General features: G+C 73.5%; 18 protein-coding genes. 10 read left to right on the forward strand and 8 right to left on the reverse strand.

Annotation, left to right across the window (positions count from 1 at the left end):
- Window positions 1–112: 112 nt before the first annotated feature.
- From THESUDRAFT_RS05600 to THESUDRAFT_RS05610, 3 genes are all read right to left on the reverse strand, one after another.
- On the reverse strand, window positions 113–691 hold the full coding sequence (locus THESUDRAFT_RS05600; RefSeq protein WP_006903777.1) for a DinB family protein: 579 nt from the start codon (window positions 689–691) through the stop codon (window positions 113–115).
- 512 nt (window positions 692–1,203) lie between these two features.
- Window positions 1,204–2,082, reverse strand: coding sequence for a 2-oxoacid:ferredoxin oxidoreductase subunit beta (locus THESUDRAFT_RS05605; protein ID WP_006903778.1), 879 nt, complete (start codon window positions 2,080–2,082; stop codon window positions 1,204–1,206).
- Between the two features lie 3 nt (window positions 2,083–2,085).
- A complete protein-coding gene (locus THESUDRAFT_RS05610) occupies window positions 2,086–3,861 on the reverse strand; it encodes a 2-oxoacid:acceptor oxidoreductase subunit alpha (RefSeq protein ID WP_006903779.1) in 1,776 nt (591 codons plus the stop codon).
- Between the two features lie 339 nt (window positions 3,862–4,200).
- On the opposite strand from THESUDRAFT_RS05610, the gene THESUDRAFT_RS05615 reads away from it, so the two are divergent.
- Window positions 4,201–4,461 carry an alpha/beta-type small acid-soluble spore protein gene (locus THESUDRAFT_RS05615; protein ID WP_006903780.1) on the forward strand — a complete coding sequence of 87 codons (261 nt, stop codon included), beginning with the start codon at window positions 4,201–4,203 and terminating at the stop codon, window positions 4,459–4,461.
- 320 nt (window positions 4,462–4,781) lie between these two features.
- On the opposite strand, the gene THESUDRAFT_RS05620 is transcribed toward THESUDRAFT_RS05615, so the two are convergent.
- The 3 genes from THESUDRAFT_RS05620 to THESUDRAFT_RS05630 all read right to left on the reverse strand — a co-directional run bounded on the left by THESUDRAFT_RS05620 (window position 4,782) and on the right by THESUDRAFT_RS05630 (window position 7,661).
- On the reverse strand, window positions 4,782–5,207 hold the full coding sequence (locus THESUDRAFT_RS05620) for a methylglyoxal synthase (protein WP_006903781.1): 426 nt from the start codon (window positions 5,205–5,207) through the stop codon (window positions 4,782–4,784).
- 202 nt (window positions 5,208–5,409) lie between these two features.
- Window positions 5,410–7,026 carry an oligosaccharide flippase family protein gene (locus THESUDRAFT_RS05625; protein ID WP_006903782.1) on the reverse strand — a complete coding sequence of 539 codons (1,617 nt, stop codon included), beginning with the start codon at window positions 7,024–7,026 and terminating at the stop codon, window positions 5,410–5,412.
- A gap of 272 nt (window positions 7,027–7,298) precedes the next feature.
- Entirely contained in the window at window positions 7,299–7,661 is a 363-nt protein-coding gene (locus THESUDRAFT_RS05630; RefSeq protein WP_006903783.1) for a S1 RNA-binding domain-containing protein, read from the reverse strand.
- A 145-nt stretch (window positions 7,662–7,806) separates the two neighbouring features.
- Here THESUDRAFT_RS05630 and THESUDRAFT_RS14360 point away from each other — a divergent pair, with 145 nt between their 5' ends.
- Window positions 7,807–8,325: a hypothetical protein gene (locus THESUDRAFT_RS14360; RefSeq protein ID WP_242823252.1), complete on the forward strand. Its 519-nt coding sequence runs from the start codon at window positions 7,807–7,809 to the stop codon at window positions 8,323–8,325.
- Window positions 8,306–8,971, forward strand: a complete 666-nt coding sequence (locus THESUDRAFT_RS14365; protein ID WP_242823253.1) for a hypothetical protein — start codon at window positions 8,306–8,308, stop codon at window positions 8,969–8,971. Before THESUDRAFT_RS14360 ends, THESUDRAFT_RS14365 begins: the two co-directional genes overlap by 20 nt.
- A 29-nt stretch (window positions 8,972–9,000) precedes the next feature.
- Here the strand turns inward: THESUDRAFT_RS14365 and bshA are convergent, their stop codons facing one another.
- Entirely contained in the window at window positions 9,001–10,218 is a 1,218-nt protein-coding gene (gene bshA, locus THESUDRAFT_RS05640) for an N-acetyl-alpha-D-glucosaminyl L-malate synthase BshA (protein WP_006903784.1), read from the reverse strand.
- A gap of 182 nt (window positions 10,219–10,400) precedes the next feature.
- Between bshA and THESUDRAFT_RS05645 the strand changes: the two genes are divergently transcribed.
- From THESUDRAFT_RS05645 to THESUDRAFT_RS12220, 4 genes are all read left to right on the forward strand, one after another.
- Window positions 10,401–11,699 carry a M20 family metallopeptidase gene (locus THESUDRAFT_RS05645; protein ID WP_006903785.1) on the forward strand — a complete coding sequence of 433 codons (1,299 nt, stop codon included), beginning with the start codon at window positions 10,401–10,403 and terminating at the stop codon, window positions 11,697–11,699.
- A 92-nt stretch (window positions 11,700–11,791) separates the two neighbouring features.
- Window positions 11,792–12,694: a Dph6-related ATP pyrophosphatase gene (locus THESUDRAFT_RS05650; RefSeq protein ID WP_006903787.1), complete on the forward strand. Its 903-nt coding sequence runs from the start codon at window positions 11,792–11,794 to the stop codon at window positions 12,692–12,694.
- Window positions 12,695–12,731: 37 nt separating this feature from the next.
- Window positions 12,732–14,600, forward strand: coding sequence for an ABC1 kinase family protein (locus tag THESUDRAFT_RS05655; protein WP_006903788.1), 1,869 nt, complete (start codon window positions 12,732–12,734; stop codon window positions 14,598–14,600).
- 50 nt (window positions 14,601–14,650) lie between these two features.
- Window positions 14,651–14,956: a hypothetical protein gene (locus tag THESUDRAFT_RS12220; protein ID WP_006903789.1), complete on the forward strand. Its 306-nt coding sequence runs from the start codon at window positions 14,651–14,653 to the stop codon at window positions 14,954–14,956.
- A gap of 146 nt (window positions 14,957–15,102) precedes the next feature.
- Here THESUDRAFT_RS12220 and THESUDRAFT_RS05665 read toward each other — a convergent pair whose 3' ends face one another.
- On the reverse strand, window positions 15,103–15,891 hold the full coding sequence (locus THESUDRAFT_RS05665; RefSeq protein WP_006903790.1) for a CBS domain-containing protein: 789 nt from the start codon (window positions 15,889–15,891) through the stop codon (window positions 15,103–15,105).
- Window positions 15,892–16,045: 154 nt separating this feature from the next.
- Between THESUDRAFT_RS05665 and THESUDRAFT_RS05670 the strand changes: the two genes are divergently transcribed.
- The 3 genes from THESUDRAFT_RS05670 to THESUDRAFT_RS05680 are packed head-to-tail and all read left to right on the forward strand — an operon-like array spanning window position 16,046 to window position 18,965.
- Window positions 16,046–16,639 (forward strand): sulfite oxidase-like oxidoreductase, encoded by a 594-nt coding sequence (locus THESUDRAFT_RS05670; protein WP_040826315.1) that lies wholly within the window; start codon window positions 16,046–16,048, stop codon window positions 16,637–16,639.
- Window positions 16,640–16,699: 60 nt separating this feature from the next.
- Window positions 16,700–17,398, forward strand: coding sequence for a response regulator transcription factor (locus THESUDRAFT_RS05675; protein ID WP_006903792.1), 699 nt, complete (start codon window positions 16,700–16,702; stop codon window positions 17,396–17,398).
- 1 nt (window position 17,399) lies between these two features.
- Entirely contained in the window at window positions 17,400–18,965 is a 1,566-nt protein-coding gene (locus tag THESUDRAFT_RS05680) for a sensor histidine kinase (RefSeq protein ID WP_006903793.1), read from the forward strand.
- Window positions 18,966–19,095: the final 130 nt, after the last annotated feature.

Below are 19,095 nucleotides of genomic sequence, written 5' to 3' on the forward strand. Positions count from 1 at the left end.
GCCAGGTGCCGCCGGGGCCAGCGCCCGGGCGGGCCGCCCTGCTGGGATGTCATCAGCGGCTTCGCCGAGGTCCGGCGCCGGGAGTCCGGACGGCGGTGGAGGGCGGCGGGGCTCAGCGGGGGTCCTGCGGCAAGGGTTCCATGGCACCCTGCTGGACCCAGTGGCGGGCGATGCGTTCCAGCTGGCGGGCGTGGACGTTCTCGTGCAAGCCCACGAAGTGGATCCACTGGGCGGCGTTGAAGGGCCAGCCGTAGAGAGGGTGCGGCTCGATCACCCGCTCCACGTCGTACCGCGGCAGGTCAGGGAGAATGGCTTCGAGGCGCCGGCGGCTGGCCGCCAGCTCCTCCGCCACCTCCTCGTCGTGCCAGCGGCCCCGGGGTTCTGCCCACACGGGCGCGCTGTAGGTCTTGCCCTCGGCGTCCAGCATGACGGGGCGGGCATCGACCCACTGGACGGGCAGGCCGCGGCTCATCCGGCCCTCGCGCCGGGCCCTCTCCAGCATGCGCTCCAGAAGATCCCCGCAAAACCGCTCGGTCAACACCAGGTGTTCCAGGTTGTCCAGCACCGACCAGCGATCGGGGGCCGGGCGCTGGTGCCACAGGGGTCGCGGCACCTGCACGGCCAGGCGCAGCACCTTGCGCCGGGATTGGTCCAGGTAGCTTTGCAGATCCTCCAGGGTGTGCACCGGCATGGCGGGCACCTCCCACTGGCCGCCGGGCCGGCCGCCGCCCGCGGCCGGAGCCCCAGGGCAGGGCGTCACGGCTTCCGCGGCGCCCGTCCCTTGTAAGGTTTGTTCGTATTGTACCCAAGCGGCGGCGTCCATGCGCGGCCCGGCCCGCCAGCGGCCGGTGGCAGCCGGTGAGCGGTGGCGCCGGGCCGCCGGGTGGCGGCATCCGGCGCGCCGGCCCAGGCGGCGCCTGGCGGCGGAGCCCGCGGGTCAGCAGGGCAGGGCGGCTGCACGGCTGCACGGCGCTCCCGGGAACGGCTGCCCCGTGGCTTTGCCGGCACCCCTCCGGTCCCGGGCGGGCCGGGGTTGGCGGAGCCAGGAGGCCCCGCCAAGAACGCGCCCCCGGAAGCACCCGGCCGTGCCGCGGCCGGGTGCTTCCGGGGGCGTGCAGGAGCGTCACGCTGTCGCTGCCGCCGCGCTGACCGGCGGCTGCCGCCCGCCGGTCAGCGCGGCGGCAGGGGCCCGGGGTGCCCGGGTCAGGCGAACTCCTTGAGGATCGCCTGCCAGTGCTCGGGCTCGTATTCCAGCCGGGCCTTGACCAGGGGCTCTTCCGCGTAGCCCGGCAAAAGGTCCTGGTACGAGGGCTGGCTGTCGTCGATGTAGATCCGGCCGATGACCAGCTCGTCGTACTTGCGCACCGTCTCCACGGCCAGGTCGTAGTTGCGCGGGTCGTAGTCCGGATCCTCGTCCAGGTTGACCAGGTTCTCCTTGTAGAAGTCGTAGGTGTTGACCTTGTTGTAGGTCACGCACGGGCTGATGCAGTTCACCAGCGAGAAGCCCTTGTGCTGGATGGCCTCGGCGATGATCTCGGCCATGTGGTCGGGATGGGACGAGAAGGCCTGGGCCAGATAGGTGACCCCGGCCGAGAGGGCCAGCTGCAGGGGCTTGATGGGCCGGTCCGCCGTGCCCGCGGGCGACGAGGTGGTCTTGAAGCCCTGGGCGCTGGTGGGCGAGAACTGGCCCTTGGTCAGCCCGTAGATGTGGTTGTCCATCACGATGTAGGTGATGTCGATGTTCCGGCGCACCGCGTGGATGAAGTGGTTCAGGCCGATGCCGTAGCCGTCGCCGTCGCCGCCCGCGGCGATCACCGTGAGGTCCCGGTTGGCCAGCTTGATGCCCATCGCCACGGGCATGGTGCGGCCGTGGACGGTGTGCACGCTGTACGACCGGAAATAGTCGCCGATCTTGCCCGAGCAGCCGATGCCGGCCACCAGGACCACGTTCTCCGGCGCCAGGTTGAGCTTGGCGGCCGCCTCCTGCAGCGCGCGCAGCACGCCGAAGTCGCCGCAGCCGGGGCACCACCAGGGCGCCGCGTTCGTCCGGTAGTCCTTGGGCGTGCGGATCACCGTCGCCATGCCTCATCCAACCTCCTTGGCCGACGCCGCCATGGGCGACACCGCGGCCAGCACCGGCTCCACGATCTCCGCCGGCAGGAACAGGGTCCCGTCGTACTTGTTCACGGTCCGCAGGCGCGCCTTGTCGGCGCTGTCAATGTGCTGGCGCATCAGGGCCGCCAGCTGGCCCTGGGCGTTGTTCTCGGCCACGAACACGTGCCTGGCGCGGGCAAGCAGTTCGGCCACCGGCCCCACGGGGAAGGGGGCCAGCAGCCGGATGTGGGCGTGGCCCGTGGCGACGCCGCGCTCCGTCAGGATCTCCCGGGCTTCCCGCAGGGCGCCGTAGCTGGCTCCCCAGCCGACCAGCAGCACCTCGGGCTGCTCGGGGCCCTCGTAGCGCACCGCCTCCACCCCGTCCACCTGGGTGAACTTGCGCAGCCGCTTCTGCATCATGCGGACGCGGTTGCCGCGGTCCTCGGTGATGTGACCCGTTTCGTCGTGCTCCAGGCCCGTGGCCAGGTGCAGGCCGCCCGGCATGCCCGGCAGGGAGCGGGGCGAGATCCCGGTGTCCGTGAACCGGTAGCGCTTGAAGTCGCCGCCTTCCCAGTTCAGGTCGTCGGGCAGCGCCACGGCGCCGCGGTCGATGCGCACCCTCTCGAAGTCGATGCCTTCCACCGTCTGCTTCGCCAGGCCCAGGGCCAGGTCCAGGGCCAGGATCACCGGCGTCTGGTAGCGGTCCGCCAGGTTGAAGGCGTCCACGGCGCCGTAGAAGCAGTCTTCGATGGTCACCGGCGCCAGGACGATGCGCGGCAGGTCGCCGTGGGAACCCATCACCATCTCGAACAGGTCGGACTGCTCGTGCTTGGTGGGCATGCCCGTGCTGGGACCGGCGCGCTGCACGTTGACGATGACGCAAGGCGCCTCGATCATCCCCGCGTAGCCCAGGGCTTCCTGCATCAGGGAGAAGCCCGGGCCCGAGGTGGACGTCAGGGCGCGCACGCCGGCGTAACCGGCGCCGATGACGGTGCTGATGGCGGCGATCTCGTCCTCGGACTGGACCACCACGCCGCCGTACTGGGGCAGCTTCTTGACCAGCCAGTGCATGATCTCGGAGGCCGGGGTGATGGGATAGGCCGCCACCAGACGGCAGCCCGCCACCAGCGCGCCGAAGGCTGCCGCCTCGTCGCCGGTCATCAGGTAGCGGCGCCGGCCGTCGGCCGGGGCCAGGTGCAGGTGGCCGTCCGCCTCGCCCAGGGCTTGCAGGGCCGCATCATAACCCCGGCGCAGGGCGGTCTTGTTGGCCTCCACCAGCTTGCCGCCCTTCCCGGCGAAGCGCTCGTCGATGATGGGCTCGATGTCTTCCGGGGCCAGCCCCAGCAGCGCGGCGGAGACGCCGACGCCGACCATGTTCTTCATGATCGGGTTGCCCAGCTCGCGGGCCAGGTCGAGCATGGGGACCTCGATCAGCCGGACGCCCTCCACACCGGGTGGCAGCTTGCCCCGGCCGCCCTTGCCGTTAAAAACAACGACGCCTCCCGGGGCCATCTCGCCGGCGAGGCGGTTGATGCTGTCCTGATCGAACGCGATGAGGACGTCGATCTGGGGTGCAATGCCGTAGACCGGCCGCTGCGCGATACGGATCCGGTAGTTCGTATGCCCGCCTTTGATCCGGGACCCGAAGGTCCGATAACCGTAGATATAATAGCCAAGGCGGTTCAGCGCCGACGCCAGGATCTCACCCGTCGTATCGATCCCCTCGCCCTGCTGGCCGCCTACCACCCAGGTGAGCTCATTGCTCACGGACGCTGCCTCCTTAGAAGGATTCGGCGGAAGCCGCCATCCGTTCTTTGCCGCACCGTCATTGTACTACGACCGCTCCGCAACCGCCCATGCAACTTTGCAGGGGGACGCAACGTTTCCTGCACGTCTGCCATTCCATTCCACAACGTCGCCGGCGGCGTGGCGTGCCGGGGGCCGGATCACCCGCGCACCTTGCCGCGTGCCGGCTCTTGAGGCGGCCGGAACCGGATGCCGGTGAAGAAGCCTGAGCTTGGCAGCATGAAGGGGGAAGGCCGTCCTCATGCTATGACTGCCTCGGGCAACGACGGCCCTCAAGAAGCCGTAAAAGGAGGTGCGACAATGGCCCAGGGTCAGCAGCGGAACCGCGCCCTCTTCCGCGGTGCGGAGCAGGCGCTGGACCGCTTCAAGTATGAGGTGGCGCAGGAGCTGGGGATCCAGGTCCCGCAGGACGGTTACTGGGGTGACATGCCCACCCGCCTGACCGGTGCCGTGGGCGGTCACATGGTGCGGCGCATGATCGCGCTGGCGGAGCAGCAGCTGGCGCAGCAGGGCACGCTGCCGCCGGTGAGCCAGCAGATCCCCGGCCAGCAGACCCGGTAAGCGGGCATGAGCATGCCGGGTGACGGGCCCGCATCCGCGGGAAGAACCGGCTCCCGGCTCGGCCCCAGGACACCCCGATGAGGCGGGGGCTCAGGTCCCCGCCTCCTTCCTGTTGCGAAGGATCCGTCCCTGTTCCGGAAGATCCGCGTCGCGGCGGAACCTGGCCCCCGCGCCGGGATCACCTCGCCCCCCAGGAGCCCTGGCCACCCCCCCCCCCCCGCGCAACCCCCGCGGCAGATGGCGGCTTGCGCCAGGGCCACGGCGCGCGCCCCATCGCCGGTGCCAGGAGTCGGAGCCGACCCGCAGGGCTGCGGCCCGTTCTACCCCTGGACGGGCGGCACCCCCGTCCCGTCGCCGGAAGCTCCGGCCGCGTCCGCGTCCAGGCGCGCCAGGTGGGCCATCACGGCCTCGGCGGTGCCCAGGTTGGTGGCGATGGGCAGGTTGTGGACGTCACACAGGCGCAGCAGGGCGCTGACATCGGGCTCGTGGGGATGGGCCGTCAGCGGATCGCGCAGGAAGAAGACCACGTCGATCCGGCCCGCGGCGATCTCGCTGCCGATCTGCTGGTCGCCCCCCAGGGGCCCGGAAAGGTAGCAGTGCACCGGCAGGCCCGTGGCCTCGGCCACCATCCGCCCCGTCGTGCCCGTGGCCACCAGCTGGTGGCGGGCCAGCACCTCGCGGTATCGCTGGACGAACCGCAACAGGTCCGGTTTCTTCTTGTCGTGGGCAATGAGCGCCACCCTCAAGCCAAACCGCCTCCCTGATGCCATTATGCCGTTACCTGAAACACCGTCATCTGCTTCAGGCAGCCGATCCTTCCGGATCGGCGGTGCCGGTCTTGTCCGGCCAGCGGTGCCGGTCTTGTCCGGCCATACGCCGGCCCGGCGGGCGGCCCGGCGCCGGAGGCCGCGTTTCACGAGCGCCTGCGAGGCGGGAGGCGGCGGGCGCCTACGACGGCAGGGCGGTCCGCGGCGGCCGGGGCGGCGCGGCGGCGACCCAGGCGATGGCGGCCACGGCCGCGCCGGCAGCGCTCCAGCTGAGCAGCCGGCCTGCCAGCCCGGAACCCAGCAGGGGGGCCAGGCCGTCCAGGATCCCCAGGGCGGCCAGCCCGGCGCAGGCCGGCAGGACGACCCAGCCCACCAGGTCCGGGGCCGTGCCGGTCCGCCAGAGGGCGCAGGCCAGGTTGCCACCGCCGGCCACCACCACGTCGGCGACCAGGGAAAGGCAAACCACGCGCACCGCCGCGTCGGGCGGCATCCCCGGGCGGATGCCCCAGGCGATGACGGCGATGCGCACTCCCGCCGAGGCCAGGTCGACCACCATGGGTTCCAGGGGGCGGCCCAGACCCCGCATCACCGCCGCCGCCACCTGGTCGGCGTACAGCAGCAGCGCCGCCGGAGCGATCCAGTGGATCAGGCGACCGGCTCCCGGGTAGTCGCCACCGGCAGCGCCGGGGAAGAGCAGGGCGGCCAGGGCGGTTCCCTCCCGGGCGAACAGCACGGCGGCCAGCACACCCAGGTGCAGCGCCACCGCCACCACGCGTCGCACCTGGTCCCGCAGCCTGCGGGGATCGTGTTCCGCCTGGGCCACTGCCGGGACGATGGCCGCGGCCAGGGCGCCGCTGAAGACCGTGGGCAGCAGGAGCAGGGGCGCGGCCAGCCCGCCCAGTTCGCCGTACACGGCCAGGGCCTGGGTGACCGTCAGGCCGGTCTGAACCAGGCGGGTGGGAATCAACGTGGCCTCCAGCAGCCGTGCCGCAGACAGCAGGATTCGCTCCACCGTGGCCGGGCCCGCCAGCGCCAGCACCTCCCCCAGGCTGGGAGCCGGACCGCCGCCCTGCCCGGGCGGGCCCGCCGGCCGCATGGCCGCCGCCCCGTGCCCGGGCCCGCCGGCAGGGGGCGGCGGCTGCCCCACCGTGCCCCGCCCGGGCGGCGAGCCGCTGCCCGCCGGCGGCGCGACGGACCGGTAAGCGAGCCAGGTGGAGAGGAAACCCACGGCCTCCCCCGCCACCAGAAGGCCGGTGAGGAACACCAGGGGCGGCCAGGGCAGCCGGACGCCGGGATGGACCGCCAGGGCCAGGGCGCCCACCCGCACCACCTGTTCCACCAGCTGGGCGATGACGATCCAGGCCGAGCGCCCGTCGCCGAGGAACTGGCCTCGCAGCACGGCCGAGGCCGCCGCCAGGGCGATGGCCGGGAGCAGCAGCACCAGGGGCACGGCCTGGCGGGCCTCCACCCAGCCCGGGCCGGGCGGCGTCCAGCCCGTGAGCAGCAGCCAGGCGGCAGGCAGGGCCACGCCGGCCACCGCCAGGGCGGCGGTGCGGGTGATCACCCGGGGAAGGGCCGGATGCCCGGCGCTGCGGGCCGTCACCCGGGCCACGGCGTCGGGCAGCCCGGCCACCACCGGGGTCAGCAGGGAAAAGTACAGCGACATGGCCAGCTGGAACAGGCCCAGGCGAGCGGGGTCGAGAAGCCGGCCCAAGAGGAGCCGGTAGAGCAGGCCCAGGATCCGGTTCGCCAGGTTGCCCGCCGTGAGCCACAGGGTGGAGCGCAGGATGCCCCCCATGCCGATCCCGTCCCCTCTCACGCCACCATGCCTATGCCGCCGGGGACGGGCTCAAACCAGGAGGACGCGCGGGCCAGGCCCGCCGGAAAAACAAGACCGCCGGCGGTCGAACCGGCGGTCCGGGTGCGGGTGATGGAACCATGTGCGGGTGAGGGAACCACGGGTCACGGGAGCGAGAGGTCGCCGCTCCGCAACAGGTGGCCGTTCACGGAACCCGTCTTGCCGCCTGCCGGGCGGTCGCCTGCCTGCCGCCCGCTGACCGGTCCTCGGGCTTACCAGCGCTCGAGCCGGGCGTCGCGCAACTTCTTCTCCGACTGCTTCAGGAAGTCGGCCAGCTTGCGCTCGAAGTCGCGATTGTCGCGCCGGGGCCGGCGGCCGCCGTCAGCCGGCGCCGGCTGGGTCGCCTTGATGGACAGGGCGATCTTGTTGTTGGCCTCGTCGATGCGCAGGATCTTGACCTTCACCGTGTCGCCCACCGAAAGGTGGTCGCTGACGTTTTCAACCCACCCGTGGGCGACTTCCGAGATGTGGACCAGCCCGGTCCGCCCATCGGGCAGCTTGACAAAGGCGCCGAAGCCGGTGATCCCGTCCACCGTGCCCTCGACGATGTCCCCGACCGAATATGCTTCCGCCATGCCGCGCCTCCTAGATGCCAGGATGGGCCTATTATCTCACATCCGGGCGCGGAACTGAAGAGGACGCAATCACTCAGCCAAAATGTAACCGAAGGGGTCCCGGATCACTCACGGAGAAATCTTACCGAAGGGACGTGCTGTGCCGATGTCACTCGCCAGCCGCCGCGAGTATCTCGCCACCATGCGAGAACGGTACTGGGCGGCCCGAACCCGCCGGGAACGCACCGAGATCCTGAACGAAGTCCAGCAAGTCTGTGGTTACCACCGCAAGTACACGATCCGGGTCCTCCGACAGGCCACGCCGCCGGCCCCGGCCAAGCGCCGTCGCAAGCGGGCCCTGCGCTACCTCGAGGCCTTGCCGGTCATCGCACGGATCTGGGAAGCACTGGACTACCCTTGCGCCGAACGGCTTCACCCGGTGCTCTTGCCCATGGCCGAGCACCTGGCCGCCCACGGGGAAGTCGTCCTCACAGACGCCGTGCGCGAGGCCCTCCGGAAGATCAGCCGGGCCACCCTGGCCCGCCGCCTCGCTGCGATGCCCTCGCCCAAGCCGCGCCGCCGGCTTCCTCGTCCGCGACCGGGGCTGCTGCAAAGCCAGATCCCCATGGCCACCTACGACTGGGACGAAGCCCGCCCCGGGGGCCTTGGAGGTCGATCTGGTTGAACACAACGGCGGCTCGACCGCCGGCCAGTACGCGTACACCCTCAGCATGGTCGACATCGTGACGGGGCGGGAGCCGCCCGCCGGGCCCCTTGGTTGGCCGAAAGCCAGCGCGCCCGTTCCACGAAAGCCATCCAGGAACCTGATCGCCCAATGGCCCTATCCCGTCTGGGGCCTGCACACCGACAACGGTGCCGAGTTCGTCAACCATCACCTGCAGCGGTACGCCAAGGTACACCACCTGACGTTCACCCGCAGCCGCCCCTATCGCAAGAACGACAACGCCCACGTCGAGCAGCGCAACCGCCAGCTGGTCCGGGAGATCGTCGGCTACGCCCGCTACGACCGCCCCGAGCAAGTCGAACAGCTCAACCGGCTCTACGCCCGCTTGGACCTCTACGCCAACCTGTTCCTCCCAACCCGGAAGCTCAAGAACAAGGTCCGGGACGGCGCCCGGGTGCGCAAATCCTACGACGCCGCCCGGCCCCCGCTGGATCGCATCCTCGAGCGCGACGTGCTCTCGCCCGAGGAACGGGCGCGCTGGCTGGCCCTACGGCAGTCCCTCAACCCGCTGCAACTCCATCGGGAGTTGGATGAGCTCATCGCGGGCCTGCAGCATCCCCCGGAAACGGCCATGTCCGCCGATTGAGGCGTTCGGTGACATTCTTACGTGAGTGATCAGGACCCGTTGGGTAACATTTTTAGCTGAGTTGACACGGAGGAGGGGCCCGAGGAGGGGCCGTCCTCGCCCAGCAGGCGCCGGTAGAGGGCTTCGTAGCGCGGGATTACGGTCCCTGCCGCGAAACGGCGGTGGGCGGACCGGGCGGCGGCGCGGGAGAAGACCGCGTGGCGGGCGGGATCCTGCAGCAGTTCCAGGGCGCGGCGGGCCATGCCCTCCACGTCCCCGGGCGGCAGCAGGTAGCCCGTGCGGCCGTGTTCGACCACCTCGGGCAGGCCCCCGGTGCGGGCGGCGATCACCGGTACGCCGCACGCCATGGCCTCCAGGGCGGCAAGGCCGAAGGCCTCCTGTCGGGACGGCAGCAGGAAGAGGTCCGCGGCCGCCAGCAGGCGGGCCACGTCGGTATGCTCGCCGAGAAAACGCACCCGGTCTGCGATTCCCAGCCGCCGGGCCATGTGGGCGCAGCGGTCCACGTCGGGACCGTGGCCGATGAGCAGCAGGCGGGCCGGCACCTCCCGGCACACCCGGGCGAAGACCGCGATGACCGCCGGGGCATCCTTGGCCGGGCGGAAATTGGAGATGTGCACCAGCACCCGCTCCCCTGGCTCGGCCAGGCCGCGGCGCAGGGCCGGATCGCCGCGCCGCCCGGGATGGAAGACGGCCGGATCCACGAAGTTGGGGATGACCTCCAGCTCCCGTTCCACCCGGAAGGCGGCCAGGGTGGCCTCCCGCAGGTGGTGGGATACAACTGTCACCGCGTCGGACTGGTTGATGCTAAACTCCACGATCCGCTGGAAGGACGGGTGGGTGCCCAGCAAGGTGATGTCGGTGCCGTGCAGGGTCGTCACCACCCGCACGGGGCGCCGGGGCGCCAGCATGGCCCGCGCCAGGTAAGCGGCGGTGGCGTGGGGAATGGCGTAATGGACGTGGAGCAGGTCCAGCTGCCGTTCCTCGGCCACCGCGGCCATCTGGCTGGCCAGGGCCAGGTCGTAGGGCGGGTAGGTGAACAGCGGGTAGGAGGGGACCTCCACGGGGTGGAAGTGGATCCCCGGCCGGGTCAGGTCCAGGCGGAAGGGCACGTCGTGGCTGATGAAGTGGACCTGGTGGCCCCGGGCGGCCAGCTGGTGGCCCAGTTCGGTGGCCACCACGCCGCTGCCCCCGGAGGAGGGATAGCAGCTGATGCCGATGCGCAGGGAGCGTGCCGCTCCGGGGGCCAAAGGCGCCCACCTCCCGACCTGACCCTGGCCCGCAGGAACCCCGGTGCGGGGACCGGCCCTCCGGGGGGTTGCGGGTTTTCCGCCGCCATTGTACCAGCAGGCGGCCTGCCAACAACCGCTGGCGTCGCCCCGGCGGGCCGGCAAGGGCCGCCCGCGACGGCGGCGAAGGGAGGGAGAGCACGGTGCAAGAACCCCCGCGGGACGAACCGGCATCCTCCGCCGGGCCGGCTCCGGCGGGCGCCCCGGCCCGGACCGCCGTGCCGCCGCGGGCCGCCGCCCCGGCCGCCATCCGGGCCCTCCTGCCCAGGCTGGAAGGGGCCCTTCCCCGGCAGGAGCTGGTCCCGCTGGCCCAGGCGCTGATCCGCGCCCGGACCGTCAACCCGCCGGGCGGCGAGGCCCAGGCGGCGGCCGTGGCCGTGCCCTGGCTGCAGCGCTACGGTTTTGACGTGGCAACCTACGAGCCCCGTCCCGGGCGGACCAGCCTGATCGCCCGCCGCCAGGGCGCCGAGCCCGGACCCACCCTGCTCTGGTGCGGGCACCTGGACGTGGTCGAGGCGGGGGACCCGGCCGGCTGGCCCCATCCCCCCTTCGCCGGGGTTCTGGACGGCGGCCGGATCTACGGCCGCGGGGCGGTGGACATGAAGGGGCCGGTGGCGGCTGCCCTGGCGGCGGCTGCGGCCGTCGCCCGCCTGGGCGGCCCCCGGCGCGGCCAGCTGGTGCTGGCCCTGGTGGCCGACGAGGAGGCCATGGGACGTCATGGCGCGGGCTGGCTGGCCCGGCGCGGGCTGCTGCGGGCCGACGGCGCCATCGTGGGCGAGCCCACGCGCCTGCACCTGGTCCGGGCCCAGCGGGGGGCGGCCTGGATCCACCTGCGCCTGCAGGGGCGGCCCGCCCATGCCGCCGTGCCCCACCTGGGGGCCAGCGCGGTGGCGGCCGCTGCCCGGCTGGTGCTGGCCCTGGAGGAGCGGGTCTGGGACGCCTTCCACCCCCTGCTCGGCCCACCCACGGCCAGCGTGGGCCGCATCCGCGGCGGCGACAGTCCCAACCGGGTCCCCGAGCGCTGCGAGCTGGTGATCGACCGGCGAGCGGTGCCGGGGGAGACCGCAGGGTCGGTGCGCCAGGAGGTGGAAGCCGTGGTGGCCGAGGTGCTGGCCCGCCATCCCGGCGTGACGGCCGCCATCACCCGCTGGCAATGGGCCGAGCCGGCCGAAACTCCCGCGGATGCGGCCATCGTGGAGCTCGTCCGGGCGGCGGGACTGGCGGTCACGGGCCAGGACATGCCCGAAGCCGGGACGGTGGCGGTAACGGACATGCGTTACCTGGTGGCCGCGGGCATCCCCACGGTGATCGCGGGACCAGGCCGGCCCGATCTGGCCCATGCCCCCGGCGAGTTCATCACCGTGGACGAACTGGTTCAGGGCGCCCTTTTCTATGCGGCGGCCTTTGCCGGGTGGCTCGGCGTCGCCGGATGGCCGGCGTGAGGGGCAGGCGCGTGCCCGGCACTCCCCGGGCCGCCAGGTGCCCCGTGGGGTCCGGACCGGCCATGCCTGCAGCGGAACGGGGGAGGGTGAGGATGGACAGGCCGTCCGGAGGCGTCCAGGCGGCAGGCGGTGCCGGGCTGCGGGCGCCGGCCGGGCATGGCGCCGCCCGGCCCGTGGCCGGAGCGGAGGCCCGGGGGACCGGCCACGCCCCGAAGGGGGCGGGGTCCGGCCGGCAGGGCGCCCGTGCGCGGCCGGTGGGTCCGCGGGCCGCCACGGCGCCACCGGCGCCCGGGCCGGTTCGTCCCGTGGTCCTGAGCTGGAGCGGTGGCAAGGACTCGGCCCTGGCCCTGGCACGTCTGGCCGCCGACCCGCAGGTCCGGGTGGCGGGCCTGCTGGCCACCGGCAACGAGGTCACGGGGCGGATCAGCATCCATGGGGTCCGCCGGGCGCTGGTGGAGGCCCAGGCCCGGGCCCTGGGCCTGCCCTTGTGGTGGGTACCCCTGTCCGACCCCTGTTCCAATGCCGACTACGAAGAACGGATGGCCCGCGCCCTCGCCCGGCTGGCAGGCCAGGGCGTCCGCACCGTCGCCTTCGGCGACCTCTTCCTGGCCGACATCCGCGCCTACCGGGAACGGCAACTGGCCCGGGCGGGGATGACCGCCCTGTTTCCCCTGTGGGGGAAAGATACCCGGGAACTGGCGGCCGAGGTGGTGGCGTCGGGGATCCGCGCGGTGGTGGTGGCGTCGGGTCCGGAGCTCGGGCCCCGGTGGCTGGGCCGGCCCTACGACGCCCGGTTGCTCGCGGAGCTGCCGGCCGCCGTGGACCCTTGCGGCGAGCGGGGCGAGTTCCACACCTTTGTCTATGACGGGCCCGCCTTCCGGGAGCCGGTGGCCTTCCGCCCCGGAGAGCGGGTGGAACGCGGCGGCTTCTGGTACCTGGATCTGCTGCCGGCGGCGCCGGGGGAACCTGACGGGCCGCCGGGGAGGGCGCTTTGACCCGCCCCGCCCCAGGGGCCGGCGAGGAGGCGGAGGGATGGCGGCGACCAGCCGTTACCAGCGGTTGCGCAACCTGCGGCGGTACCGGGAGATTGCGGCCGTCCTGGCCCGCCACGGCCTGACGGTGCTGGTGGAACAGGCCGGCCTGCCCCGCCAGGGACGGCGGGACCGCTGGCCCTGGCTGCGGCGCCGGTGGCGCCTCCGGCGCGACGGCACGGCGGCGGTGCCGCCGGCAGGGGCGGCCGCCTCGCAGACCGGGGGGCCGGGGGGGCGGGGCGGGCCAGGGGCAGCGGAATCCGTCACCCAGGGGGTGCCGGGGGCCGGAACCGCCGGCGACGGGACGGTTCCGGCCACGGCCGCGGCAGGGGCGGCCGCGGCCGCAGAGGGAGGCCGCAGATTTGGCGTCCACCTGCGCCAGGCCCTGGAAGAGCTGGGGCCGACCTTTGTCAAGCTGGGGCAGCTGCTCAGCACGCGGCCCGACCTCCTGCCTCCCGACGTGCTGCGGGAGCTGGAGCGGCTGCAGGACCGGGTGCCGCCCTTTCCCTTCGAGGAGGCCGCCGCCCAGATCGAGCAGGAGCTGGGGCGTCCCCTCCACCAGCTGTTCCGCCGTTTCGACCCGCGCCCCCTGGCCGCCGCCTCCATCGGCCAGGTCCACGCCGCCCAGCTGCCCGACGGCCGGGCGGTGGTGGTCAAGGTCCAGCGGCCCGGGATCCGCCGCACCGTCGAAGCCGATCTGGCCCTGCTCATGGATCTGGCCGAACTGGCCGAGCGCTACAGCCCCTGGGCGGCCTTCTACCCCTTCCGCGACATCGCCGCGGAGCTGGCCGCCAGCCTGAGGGCCGAGCTGGACTTCGTCCGGGAGGCGCGGAACGCGCAGCGACTGGCGCGGCTTCTGGCCGGCCGGCCGGGAATCCAGGTGCCCCAGGTGATCTGGGAGTACACCACGCCGCGGGTCCTCACCCTGGAACGGCTGGAGGGCGTCCGCCTGGCGGAGGCGGGGCGGCTGGAGCCCGCCGGGGCCCGTCGCCTGGCCCGCACCCTGGTCGATGCGGTGCTGGACCCCCTCTTCCGGGCCGGGTTCTTCCACGCCGACCCGCACCCGGGCAACATCCTGGTGCTTCCCGGGGGCCGGGTGGGCCTGGTGGATTTCGGTATCACCGGACAGCTGGACCGCATCACCCGCCGGCGACTGGCCGCCATGGTGATCGCCCTCTGGCGCGGCGACGCGGGCGGGCTGCTGCAGGCGGTGGAAGGCCTGGCCGTCATTCCGCCGGGTACGGACCGGCGCCTGCTGCGCCGCGACCTGGAGCTGCTCCTCGACCGGTACCTGGACGTTCCCCTGAGCCGGCTCGACCTGGGGGAGATCCTGCCGGTCTTCTTCGACCTGTTGCGCCGCTACCGCATCCGGGTTCCGGCCGATCTGGCCCTGGTGGGCAAGACCCTGCTGGCCCTGCAGGGCGTAGTGCGGGCCATCGACCCCGACCTGGCGGTGCTGGACCTGGCCCGGCCCCTGGGGCGGCGCCTGCTGCGCCATTACCTCTCGCCGGCCGAGGTGGGCCGCCGCTGGCTGGACCGCTGGGAAGAACGGGCCGAGCCCCTGCTGGACCTGCCCGCGCAGCTCCATGCCCTGCTGGTGCAGGCACGGGCGGGGCGCCCGGTCTTCAAGGTGGAGGTTGTGGAGCGGGAGGAGTTCCACCAGGGGCTGAGCCGGCTGGTCAACCGCCTGGCCTTCAGCGTGCTCCTGCTTTCCTTTACTATCTTGATGGCGGCGCTGGTGTTGGCGGGCGCCTTGCTGGGCCGCAGCGAGCCGGTGTTGCGCTTTCCCTTCCTGGAGGTGGGGGTGGCGGTGCTGGCCCTGGCCACGGCGGCGCTGCTGTGGGCCATCGTGCGGTCGGGGCGGCTTTGAGCCGCAGCACCAGGGTGGCCTCGGGGCCGGCAGGAAGGAGCCGTGGATCCATGCAGCGGTGGCGTGGCACCCGCCCCCGGCCGGGGTGGCGGGAATGGGTGGAGATCGTCCGGCTGCTGAAGGACCCCCAGGCGGGCACCGCCTCGCGCCTGGCGGTGCTGCTGGCGGCCCTGTACCTGGTCTGGCCGGCGGACCTGCTGCCGGGCCTGCCACCCGCCTCCTGGCTGGATGACGCCACCGTGTTGTGGCTGGCCTATCTCTTCCTTCGCCGGCAGCTGGAGCGGCGTCGCCAGGGGGATCGCCGGGGAGGAAGAGGCCCCGGCCGGGCGGGCGGGCCGGACCCCGCCGGGGGATAGGCCCCCGGCCTCCCGGCGGTGCCGGGATCCCGGACACCGGGGCGCCGGCTGCGGCGCGACTCCCAAGGGCTGGCGGCGGGGGCGGGACGTTCCCGGCGGGGGCGGTATGGCGCCGGGCCGCCGGCCGCCGCCGGAGCTGCTGGCCTTCACCGCCGGTCGGGCCGGGTGGGCGGTTCGTCCAGCAGGCGCCGGCGCACCGGCTCCCGGAGCCGGCGCACGGCCTGCTCCAGCTCCTGGCGCTGGCCGGGGGAGAGGTCCCGCATGTGGGCCACGTCGTTGCGGGCATGGCGCAGCCGGTCGAGCAGGTCCAGGGCCGCGCCCAGGTCCAGGGGACTCAGCCAGGACCGGAACCACCGGTCCCAGCCGGCTTCCACCAGCTGGCGCAGGTCGTAGAGGTCGACGTAATCCAGCGGGTCCGACCCGCCGTCCCGGCGGCAGTACTCCTCGATCCGCCGGGCCTGGGCGGGCGGCAGCAGGGCGAGCCAGCCGCCGCGGGGGCCCGAGGCTTCGAGGCAGTACAGGAGGGCCCGCAGGACCTGCTCCAGCTCCCGCAGCCAGAGGTAGGGCGCCGCGTCGCGGACCACGTCGACGTAGGTGATGATCCCGGGTGGCCGGCCGGGGGCGGCCACCACCACGGCGGGAGCGCGGGCGAGCCCGTCCAGCACCTCCAGCAGGCCGGCGGCGGGCGTCACCTGGGGCAGGGGCGGCTCCTGCACCTGCGCGGCCGTCACCCGGTCCGGATCGAGTCCTTCGAATAGCAGGCGCTGCCAGGTGCGGGCGGTCAGGGCGCCGGTGACCTGCCGGCCGTCCCATACGGGCGCCCGGCTGAAGCCGGCCTGCTTGAGGGCCGCCAGCACCCGGCCCACGGGGTCCTGGGGCCGGGCATAAAGGGCGGGGCGGGCGATGCGACCTGCCTGCCAGAGGGTCGTGGGCATGGGCGTCGACCTCCTTCGGCCAGGTTGATTGTTCCCCGCCGGGCCCCTGCGGTCCTGGGCCCTGGCGCACCCCCCGGCCCCGGCGGGACCGGCTCCGGCAGTGGCGCCTGCGGCGGGGCGGGCTCCGGCGGCCTGGAGAGACTAGGCAGCGGAGGTGAAGGCGTTGGCCGAAACCAGCGTACGGGACCGGGTGCCGCCCGGCCAGGTGGTGACCGAGAAGTTTCCGGTCCTGCACACGGGCCAGGTGCCCCGCTACCGGGATGACCTGAGCGACTGGAGCTTTCGCGTCTTCGGCCAAGTGGAGCGGCCCGTCACCCTGACCTGGGACCAGTTCCGCCGCCTCCCTGCCCGAGAGGTGGTGGTGGACATCCACTGCGTGACCCGCTGGAGCAAGCTGGGCACCCGCTGGCGCGGCGTCCCGGCGGCCCGGGTCCTGGAGGAAGCCGGGGTCAAGCCGGAGGCCCGGTTCGTCCTGGTCCACGCCGACCCGGACTACACCACCAACCTGCCCCTGGCCGACCTGTACCGCGACGACGTGCTCCTGGCCTTCGAGTTCGACGGCCGGCCCCTGGCGCCGGAACACGGCTACCCGGTGCGGCTCCTGGTGCCCCACCGGTACTTCTGGAAGAGCGCCAAGTGGGTGCGGGGCTTCGAACTGCTCCCCCAGGACCGGCCGGGCTACTGGGAGGAACGCGGCTACCACAACGAGGCCGACCCCTGGAAGGAGCAGCGGTACGGCTTCTTTTAAGCAGGAGCAAGGACGAGGCACCGGCCGCCGCAACGGCGGCAGGGCGGGGAGGGCCGGGGCGTGCCGGGGGAGCACATCCTGGTGGTGGACGACGAGCCGGGGATCCGGGAGGTCTGCCGGCTCTACCTGGAGCGGGAAGGGTTCGCCGTGCGGGAAGCGGCCAGCCTGGCGGGGGCCCGCGCCGCCCTGCGGGGCGAAGCGCCGGCGCTGGTCGTCCTGGACCTGATGCTGCCCGACGGCAGCGGCCTCGACCTGTGCCGGGAGCTGGTGGAGGCCGGGACTCCGGTGGTCTGCCTGACCGCCCGGGCCGACGAGACGGACCGGGTCCTGGGCCTGGAGCTGGGCGCCGACGATTACGTGACCAAGCCCTTCAGTCCCCGCGAGCTGGTGGCCCGGGTCCGGGCCGTGCTGCGCCGGGCCCGGGCCGCCAAAGAGCCGGCGCCGGTCACCGTGCGGTTCGGCCGGTGCGCCGTCGACCTGGCCGCCCGGCGCCTTTGGGTGGGCGGCCGGGAGGTGGCCTGCACCCCCAAGGAATTCGACCTTCTGGCCCTGTTCGTCACCCACCCCCACCGGGTCTTCACCCGCCAGCAGCTGCTGGAGCGGGTCTGGGACTTCTCCTATGCCGGCGATACCCGCACCGTGGACGTCCACGTGCAGCGGCTGCGGCGGAAGATCGAGCCCGATCCCCAGCACCCGCGCTATCTCAAGACGGTGTGGAGCGTGGGGTACCGGTTCGACCCCGAGGGCGAGGCGAGCTGACTTGCGGCTGGCCTGGCGCATGGCGCTGGTTTATGCCTCCATCCTGGTGGCGGTGGCCCTGCTGCTTCTGGTGGGCGCTCCCGCCCTGACCGAGCGGGCCATGGTGGACGCCCTGGGGCCCGTGCTGCTGCGCCAGGCCCGCAGCGTGGTGGCCCTTCTGGACGTGCAGGCGTTCCCCGGGCTGCCCGCCACCTACCTGGCCGACCTGGCGGCGGTGCGGCTGTCGCGCCTTTATGTGGACGGGGAAGTGCTGGTGGTCGATCCGGCCGGGCGCATCCGCTGGAACTCCGCTACCCTGGTGGGCGATCTGGAGGGCTGGCAGCTGGCGCCCGAGGTGATCCGGGGCATCCGGGCGCCCGGCTACGGCGTGCGGGAGATCCTGGCCAACGTGCCGGCAGTGGTGGCCGTGGCCCCGATTCCCGTGCCCGGCGGCCAGGGGAGCCTGGGCACCGTGGTGGTCTTCCGGCCCCTGCGGGAACTGGGTGGCGTGCGCCGGGAGATCGGCACCTGGCTCGCCCTGGGCACCGGGGCGGCCGTGGCCGTGGCCCTGGCGGCGGGCTGGGCCGTGGGCTACCGGATGGTGCGGCGGCTGGCGGCGATCCAGGAGGCGGCGGCGGCACTGGCCGCGGGCGACCTGTCCCGGCGCCTGCGGGTGGCCGGCCGGGACGAGATCGCCGGCCTGGCGGCCGGGTTCAACCACATGGCCGAGCGCATCGAGGGGCTGGTGGGCGAGCTGCGCCGCTCCCAGGCCCTGCGGCGGGCCATGCTGGCCACCATCTCCCATGAGCTGCGCACCCCGGTGACGGTGATCCGCGGGCTGGGGGAAGCCCTGAGGGACGGGCTGGTGGAAGCGGGACCCGCCGCCCGCCGCCAGGCGGGGCAGATCGTGGCCGAGGCCGAGCGGCTGGGCCGGCTGATCGACGACCTCTTCCAGCTGGCCCAGATCGAGACGGGCCAGCTGGACCTGCGGCTGGAGCGCTTTGCCGCGGGACCGTGGCTGGAGGAACGGGCCACGGCCCTGGAGGCGCTGGTCCGGGAGCGGGGCGCCCGCTGGCAGGTACGGGTCGACCCGGGCCTGGCCGGGGCGTGGCTGGAAGCGGACCCCCACCGCCTGGCCCAGGTGCTGGGCAACCTGGTGGACAACGCCGCCCGGCACGCCGGCCCGGAGGGCCAGGTGAGGCTGGACGCGGTGCTGGTGCCCGGTGGGATCCGCATCGAGGTGGCCGACAACGGCCCGGGCATCGATCCCGCGGACCTGCCGCGGATCTTTGAGCCCTTTTACCGGGGCCGGGAGGCGGCCCGCAGCCGTGGTGCGGGCCTGGGGCTCAGCATCGTGCGGGCCCTGGTGGAAGCCCACGGGGGCCGGGTCGGCGTGGAATCCGCCCCCGGGCAGGGCACGCGCCTCTGGTTCGTCCTGCCCCGGGCCCCGGAACCCCGGGGCGGGTCCCGGGCACCGGAATCCCGGGGCGGGCGGTCCCCGGGAGCGGAAGCACGGTCCGTGGGGGCGGAAGAGTCCGGGGCCGTCACGGGCTCCCCCGGCGATGGGGCCGGAGCCCCCGGTGGCTGAAGGTGGACGGACCCGGAGGCTTCCGGTGCATCGCCTGCGGGCACAAGGACCTGCGCCTGCCGTGGCGGTAGGCCGGGGCAGGCCGCCGGCCTACCCGCCGGCACAGCGGCCGGCGCCGCTCCGGACGGCG

This window comes from Thermaerobacter subterraneus DSM 13965, assembly GCF_000183545.2.
In the GTDB taxonomy this organism is placed as follows: Bacteria; Bacillota; Sulfobacillia; order Thermaerobacterales; family Thermaerobacteraceae; genus Thermaerobacter; species Thermaerobacter subterraneus.